The following is a 6,909-nucleotide window of genomic DNA, read 5'->3' on the forward strand; positions in this document are numbered from 1 at the left end:
TCGCTAGACCGGCCACCGTAATTGTCGCTTAATAGTGAAAGTGTTTAAATACTCTAATTATATGAGCCTAATTACCTGTGCCTAATTACCTGAGCCTAAATAACAAAAGGCTCAGGTAATTTTTATATGTGTGATGATAACTCTACATACTGTAATTTTACAAAAACAGAGAAATAATCATAGCGACAAGTGCGCCAACAGTACCAATAATAGTTTCCATTACCGTCCACGTTTTAAGAGTTTGCATTTCGCTCAAACCGAGATAGCGACTCGCTAACCAAAATCCTGAGTCGTTTACATGGGAGAGCACAATAGAGCCCCCACCAATAGCGATAGTGACAGCGGCAAGCTGCGCTCCATCAAGGCCTAAAGGCTGAAGCATTGGAATAATTAAGCCACACGCTGTAAGCATAGCTACTGTCGCAGAGCCTTGAATAACCCGCACAGCGGCTGATAATACAAAAGCGAGTATTACAATCGGTAATCCTGAGCCAGCTAAGTAATTACCTAGTGCAGTACCTACTCCTGAATCAACTAATACTTGTTTAAATACCCCACCGGCACCAGTGACAAGAATAATAATTCCTGCAGGTTGTAAGGCACTACCACAAATTTCCATGATTCTAGCATTAGGGACACCGCGCCTTGCACCGAGCAAATAAAATGCCATTAGGCAGGCAACTAAAATTGCTGTAAATGGATGACCTATAAAGGCTAACCAATTATATAAATCAGAGTCTTTTTCAACAAAGCGGCTACCAATAGTATTTAAACTAATCATAATTAACGGCAGAGCAATTAAACCTAATGCTAATCCAAAACTAGGCGTCCCTTTACCAACTCTTTGGTTATCGTCGATTTGTTCGTGCTGTGGGAGTTCTACATGAATAGATTTAGAAATAATAGAGCCCCAAATTGGACCTCCTATAATCATTGCCGGTATGGCAGCAATAAGGCCAAATAAAATCATATAACCATAGTCAGCGCCTAATTGAGAGGCAACCAAAATCGGCCCTGGCGCAGGAATAAGAAACGCCTGACAAGACGCTATCCCAGCAAGTAGCCCAATACCAATTTTAACAACGCTGCCACCGCCTTTTCGTACCACAGCAAAAACAATACCGATTAAAAGTACAACGGCTACATCAAAAAAGAGGGGGAGGGCACAAATAAAGCCCGTAAAGGTAAGCGCCCAATTAGCGTTTTTTTCTCCAAAACGGTGTAAAAGTGTGTGGGCAATGCGATCCAGCGCGCCGGTTTCTTCCATTACTTTGCCAAACATGGCGCCTAAAGCGACCACCACCGCTACAAAGCCTAGTGTTCCGGCCATTCCTTTTTGAATTGTAGCGGCAATTATTTCTGGGCTCATTCCGGAGAATAATCCTGCAATCATAGAAACAAGGATCAAAGAGACGACAGCATGTAGTCGTACTTTCATTACTAAAAAAAGCAATAAAAATATGGAGCCTACCGCTGTTAGTATTAATGATAAATCTGACATTTTTCCCTACTTATATTCAGTGTGAATTATGATGTTTAGTGTGTGTTTAACTTCACTTTCGTATTTGTTACGCGTAACATGTTACCTGTAACTCAATATAATATATACATTGAAAATAATTAATTATTAAATTAAGGCGAGGGTAAATACATGAGTAACACAAATGTAGGTCGTATTTATATTGTAATGGGGGTTTCAAGCACAGGAAAGTCAAGTGTGGGTGATGCATTAGCAAAGCGCATTGGCGCTAAATTTATCGACGGAGACGACTTACATCCCAAGGCTAATATATTAAAGATGTCATCTGGGCAGCCTTTAAATGATGCTGATCGTGTGCCTTGGCTCGAAAGAATACGTGATGCTGCATTTAGCATTGAAAAGAAAAATGAAGTCGCGGTAATAGTCTGCTCAGCATTAAAAAAGAAATACCGAGAACAAATATGTGATGGAAATACAGGCATTACCTTTTTACATCTTTTTGGTGATTTTGAGCTGGTTAAAAGCCGTATGCAGGACAGAAAAGGGCATTTTATGCCTGTTGATTTACTCAAAAGCCAATTTGAAGCGCTAGAAGTTCCAAAAGAAGATGAGCCCAATGTTATAAATATAGATATTAATAACTCATTTGAGCAAGTAGTCGAAAGCTGTATTAGCGCAACTAAAATGAATAGCCACAACAAGTTAAAAGTTTTTAGTTAATCAATTAACTGTTACTTTTAACATTTAGGGGCTTTATTTGTTATGAGTTAGCGTCTGCTCGTGGTGTTTCTAAAATCGCTTTTTTTTCATCTTCAGATAATATTATCCAATCAAAAATTTCTTCGTTGGTACGCCCACACCCGGTGCAGTAACCGCTGCGCCTTTCGCATATTCCTAGGCAATCAGTTTTAAATTTAGATGGTTTTTTGTTTTGATTTAATTGGCGCATTATTAAAGTCCTAACGGTGGAGCAATTTCAAAGCGAGTAGAAAACCCATTACCTTCTTGATTGGTAGCAAGTGTAATGACAGGGGTTTTAGTATCAAGTACAAAGGTGCTGTAAATTGAACTTGCTGTTTCTTTTTGGCTTTCCAACCAACCTGTTTTGGTTAAGCATTGGCGCAATTGCTTAGCCAGTTTTTGATGAGACTTTATTGTTTGCGTTTGTGTTTTAACAGGTGTTTGGCATTGGTAGCTTGCTTGCTCTGACTTATTTAAAGTAACTGTACAGTTTGCTCCAATTATATGAGTATTAGTACGCCATTGATTAGTAAACTGGTTATTTACTTTATCTGTTTTGATTGAATTAAAACCAGACTCATAACCATTTATTAGGTTATTTATGGTGCTGCATTCATCGGGTGTTACTGTGGTTTTTACAGACTGATTCGTTGTAGTAGTGGTTGCTGTAGTTGTAGTCTGATTAGTTTTGCTGGTACAGCCCGCTAAAATAAACGCGACGACTAAAATAAATGCGACAATAGAAGGAGTAATATAGTTTTTCATAGTTCACAGTAACCGATTAATTTAGCCACGCACTATATCACACGTGATTTACTGTAAAAATAAAAAAGCCCATATAAATATGAGCCTCTTTGTTAGTCACAACTAATGCTATTTATGGCGACCTTGCAAGCATTTAACTACATCTTCAAGGGCTAAGCCTTGGCGTTGTAGTAATACAGTCAGGTGATAAATTAAATCAGCAGACTCGTTTGTTAGCTCATCGTTATCGTGTTTCATAGCGGCAAGGGCAACTTCTACGCCTTCTTCACCTACTTTTTGACAACTACGGCTTAAGTCTTTTGCAAATAATGACGCTGTGTAGCTTTTTTCAGGGTCGTCATTTTTACGCGCAACAATCACATCTTCTAACTGTGCTAAAAAGCTTAAACTTGGTTTTGCTTTATCACCAAAACAGCTTTGTGTGCCTAAGTGACACGTTGGGCCTTCTGGGTTGGCAAGTACTAAAATTGAATCGTAGTCACAATCTGTATGCACAGATACTACGTTTAAGTAGTTTTCTGATGACTCGCCTTTAGTCCATAAACGCGATTTTGAACGCGAGTAAAACGTTACCTTATTGGTATCAAGCGTAACAGCGAGTGCTTCGCTGTTCATAAAGCCTTGCATTAAAATAACACCAGAGCGGGCATCTTGAATAATCGCAGGGATCATGTCACTTTTAGCGAAATCGACCTGAGCTTGGTTTTGTTGTGTTACTTGCATAATCTTGCTGCCACTTGGTTATCTGTTAAAAATTGTTTTAGTTCGCCAATGTTAATCACATTTTTATGAAAAACGCTGGCAGCTAATGCACCATCTACTTTGCTTTGTTTAAATACATCAACAAAATCTTGCATACTACCCGCACCGCCAGAGGCGATTAAAGGAATGTCACACAGATCGCGAATTTTACTTAGTTGCTCGTTGTCGTAACCGTTACGAACGCCATCTTGGTTCATACAGTTTAATACAATTTCGCCTGCGCCTAGGTCTTGTACGCGTTTAACCCATTCTTGTGTTTTATAGCGCGTACGGCTTGATGCATTAGGATCGCCGGTTAATTGGTAAACTAAATACTCGCCGGTAATTTCATCAAAAAAGCTGTCAATGCCGACTACAACACATTGCTTACCAAACTCATCGTGTAATTCTTTAATAAGTTCAGGACGCGCAATAGCAGGGCTGTTAATGCTTATTTTGTCTGCGCCGCGCTCAAGTACCCGCGCTGCATCAGCCACTGATTTAATACCGCCCGCTACACAAAATGGAATATCGATATTACGTGCAATGCTCTCTACCCAGTTTACATCAAGTAGGCGTTTTTCAACGCTTGCACTGATTTCGTAAAAAACCAGTTCATCGGCGCCAGCTTCGCTGTAGGCTTTAGCCATTGTTAAAATATCGCCAACTATTTCATGGCCTTTAAACTTAACGCCTTTAACTACTTGGCCGTCTTTAACGTCTAAACACGGGATTATGCGTTTTGATAACATGCCAATGCCTCCTCAACGCTAAATGCGCCATCAAGCAATGATTTACCTAAAATAACGCCGCCCACACCAAGCTCTTTAAGCTTTTTAATGTCATCTAGTGAGCTTACGCCACCTGAGGCTTGCACTTTAATTGTGCTGTTATGGCGAGTTAAATCTTCGTAAAGCTCAAACGATGGGCCCGTCATGGTGCCATCTTTACTGATGTCCGTGCATAAAAAATCAATAACACCTAAGCTTACATAAAAATCTACCAGCTCAAGTAAACCAAATTCAGATTCACTTAACCAACCGTGCGTTGCTGGTGCCCAGCCCGTGGCTGTTTTATTTACATCAAGAGCAATTACAAAATGCTCTGCGCCAAATTGCTCAATCCAGGCTTTTACCTGTTCGCGTTTTTCTACTGCCATTGAACCAATAACAACTTGGTTTGCACCGGCTTTTAGCCAATCACTTACATCTTGCTCTGAGCGAATACCGCCGCCCACTTGGTACGGTACGTTAAGTGCTTTGGTTGCAGCTTGAATATGTTTCCACTGTTTTTTACTTGGATCGCGTGCACCTTCTAAATCAACAAGGTGTAACTTGCCTGCGCCACTGTCGGCGTATTCTTTTAAACGCGCACCAAGTTCGAAAGGGTAAAACTGTGCTGTGTCGTATTTACCTTGGTACAAGCGCACAATTTGATTTTGTAATACGTCTAATGCTGGAATAATCACAAATAATCTCTTTTTTGTTAGTTAATGGGCAGCTTATAACTGCCAATCAACAAAATTTTGTAATAAACGTGCGCCAACTTTTGCGCTGCGCTCTGGGTGAAATTGCATGCCTGCGTAATTGTCTTTAGCAACAATGGCTGAAAAGGTTTGACCATATTCGCCGCTCACTAGTGTGGCGTCGTTTACGGTGTGCGCAAAGCTGTGAACAAAATACACTTGCTCATCAAGCGTTAGCCCTTTAGTTAATGCATGCTCTTTGTTAACGCTTAAGTTATTCCAACCCATATGCGGCGACGTTAAATTGCCTACATCAAGCGCTTTTACTTGCCCTGGTATTTTACCTAGGCACTGTACGTTACCTTCTTCGGTGCTTTCGCACAGTAACTGCATACCTAAACAAATGCCCATAAGCGGGCGCTGGTATTCATTTATAGCTTGTTGCCAGCCGTTATCTACTAGGCGTTTCATAGCAACCGACGCGTGGCCTACACCTGGCAATATAGCGCGCTCAAAACCCGCTAATTGCTCTGGTGAAGTAATTACTGTTGGTGTTTGCCCTAAGCGTTCAAACGCAAAGCGTACTGAATTTATATTGGCACAACCGGTATTAATTATGGCAATCATAAACATCCCTTAGAGCTGGCTGTTTGTTGGGTCGTGTCTTGTGCCACTGCCATACGAAGAGCACGTGAAAACGCTTTAAATAAACCTTCTACTTGGTGATGACAGTTACCGTCGCTTACCGATAAAATAAGGCTAATAGCGGCGTTATCACTCAAGCTTTTGAAAAAGTGCTCAACCATTTGTACGTCTAAGTCGCCTGCTTTTTCGCGGCTAAAGTTAGCGTTTAATACAAATGATGCACGGCCCGATAAATCAATTTGTGCTTCAGCTTTACACTCGTCCATAGGAAGGGCAAAACCATAGCGTGCAATTTGCGATTTAGTGCCAAGCGCTTGTTTAAGTGCGACACCAAGAGCAATACCAATGTCTTCAACAAGGTGGTGCTCGTCTATGTGTAAATCGCCTTTAGCTTTAATGTTTAAACCAATGTTTGCGTGGGTGCGAATTTGATCAAGCATGTGATCAAAAAAGCCAAGTCCGGTGTCTATGCTGCCATTTTTAGTTTGATCTAAGTTTATGGCTACATCAATTTGGGTTTCTTTAGTGTTGCGTGTAACACGACCTTCACGGTTTGCGGTAGTCAATTTAGTTACTATCGCACTCCAATCGCCTTCGTATAAAATACCTTCACAACATAAGTTTTGAGCAAGGCCAATATCAGTTTCGCGGTCGCCAATAACAAAAGAGCGTGCTAAATCTACTTTGCCTGAGCGCATAAGCTCGGTAAGTAATCCGGTTTTAGGTTTACGGCAATCGCAGTTTTGCTCGTTAAAGTGAGGGCAAATTAATACTTCGTCAAAGCTAATGCCTTGGCTTTGCATTATGTCCATCATTTTGTCTTGTGCTATGTCAAAATCAGCAGTAGGAAAGCTATCTGTGCCTAAACCATCTTGGTTAGACACCATTACTAAACGGTAACCTGCGGCTTGTAATTGTAATAAAGCAGGAATAACACCAGGTAAAAATGCTAGCTTTTCAAGGCTATCTACCTGTTTGTCGGTAATTGGCTCTTCAATAATAGTGCCGTCGCGGTCTATAAATAAATAGGGGTTACTCATGATACTTCGTTTCCTGCTAAAGATGCTGCGGT

The 6,909-nt window shown here is 40.7% G+C and carries 9 protein-coding genes; 1 reads left to right on the plus strand and 8 read right to left on the minus strand.

The features are described 5' to 3' along the window. Positions 1 to 157: 157 nt before the first annotated feature. Entirely contained in the window at positions 158 to 1,501 is a 1,344-nt protein-coding gene (gene gntU, locus L652_RS0100310) for a gluconate transporter (RefSeq protein WP_004586388.1), read from the minus strand. A 150-nt stretch (positions 1,502 to 1,651) separates the two neighbouring features. Between gntU and L652_RS0100315 the strand changes: the two genes are divergently transcribed. Further along, positions 1,652 to 2,200, plus strand: coding sequence for a gluconokinase (locus tag L652_RS0100315; protein WP_024597355.1), 549 nt, complete (start codon positions 1,652 to 1,654; stop codon positions 2,198 to 2,200). A gap of 40 nt (positions 2,201 to 2,240) precedes the next feature. On the opposite strand, the gene L652_RS0100320 is transcribed toward L652_RS0100315, so the two are convergent. The 7 genes from L652_RS0100320 to hisB all read right to left on the minus strand — a co-directional run bounded on the left by L652_RS0100320 (position 2,241) and on the right by hisB (position 6,877). Further along, on the minus strand, positions 2,241 to 2,429 hold the full coding sequence (locus tag L652_RS0100320) for a DUF1289 domain-containing protein (RefSeq protein ID WP_002960277.1): 189 nt from the start codon (positions 2,427 to 2,429) through the stop codon (positions 2,241 to 2,243). Between the two features lie 2 nt (positions 2,430 to 2,431). Continuing rightward, positions 2,432 to 2,986: a hypothetical protein gene (locus L652_RS0100325; RefSeq protein ID WP_024597354.1), complete on the minus strand. Its 555-nt coding sequence runs from the start codon at positions 2,984 to 2,986 to the stop codon at positions 2,432 to 2,434. A 108-nt stretch (positions 2,987 to 3,094) separates the two neighbouring features. Further along, the gene (hisIE, locus tag L652_RS0100330; protein ID WP_024597353.1) at positions 3,095 to 3,709 is read right to left on the minus strand and encodes a bifunctional phosphoribosyl-AMP cyclohydrolase/phosphoribosyl-ATP diphosphatase HisIE; all 615 of its coding nucleotides are present in this window, start codon (positions 3,707 to 3,709) and stop codon (positions 3,095 to 3,097) included. Further along, the gene (gene hisF / locus L652_RS0100335; protein WP_004586384.1) at positions 3,700 to 4,479 is read right to left on the minus strand and encodes an imidazole glycerol phosphate synthase subunit HisF; all 780 of its coding nucleotides are present in this window, start codon (positions 4,477 to 4,479) and stop codon (positions 3,700 to 3,702) included. Before hisF ends, hisIE begins: the two co-directional genes overlap by 10 nt. Then, positions 4,461 to 5,195 (minus strand): 1-(5-phosphoribosyl)-5-[(5-phosphoribosylamino)methylideneamino] imidazole-4-carboxamide isomerase, encoded by a 735-nt coding sequence (locus tag L652_RS0100340; protein WP_002960267.1) that lies wholly within the window; start codon positions 5,193 to 5,195, stop codon positions 4,461 to 4,463. Before L652_RS0100340 ends, hisF begins: the two co-directional genes overlap by 19 nt. Positions 5,196 to 5,228: 33 nt before the next feature. Further along, positions 5,229 to 5,819 (minus strand): imidazole glycerol phosphate synthase subunit HisH, encoded by a 591-nt coding sequence (hisH, locus tag L652_RS0100345; RefSeq protein WP_002960265.1) that lies wholly within the window; start codon positions 5,817 to 5,819, stop codon positions 5,229 to 5,231. Next, positions 5,816 to 6,877, minus strand: coding sequence for a bifunctional histidinol-phosphatase/imidazoleglycerol-phosphate dehydratase HisB (gene hisB, locus L652_RS0100350; protein ID WP_024597352.1), 1,062 nt, complete (start codon positions 6,875 to 6,877; stop codon positions 5,816 to 5,818). Before hisB ends, hisH begins: the two co-directional genes overlap by 4 nt. Positions 6,878 to 6,909: the final 32 nt, after the last annotated feature.

This window comes from Pseudoalteromonas sp. TB25 (assembly GCF_000497995.1).
Lineage (GTDB): Bacteria > Pseudomonadota > Gammaproteobacteria > Enterobacterales > Alteromonadaceae > Pseudoalteromonas > Pseudoalteromonas distincta.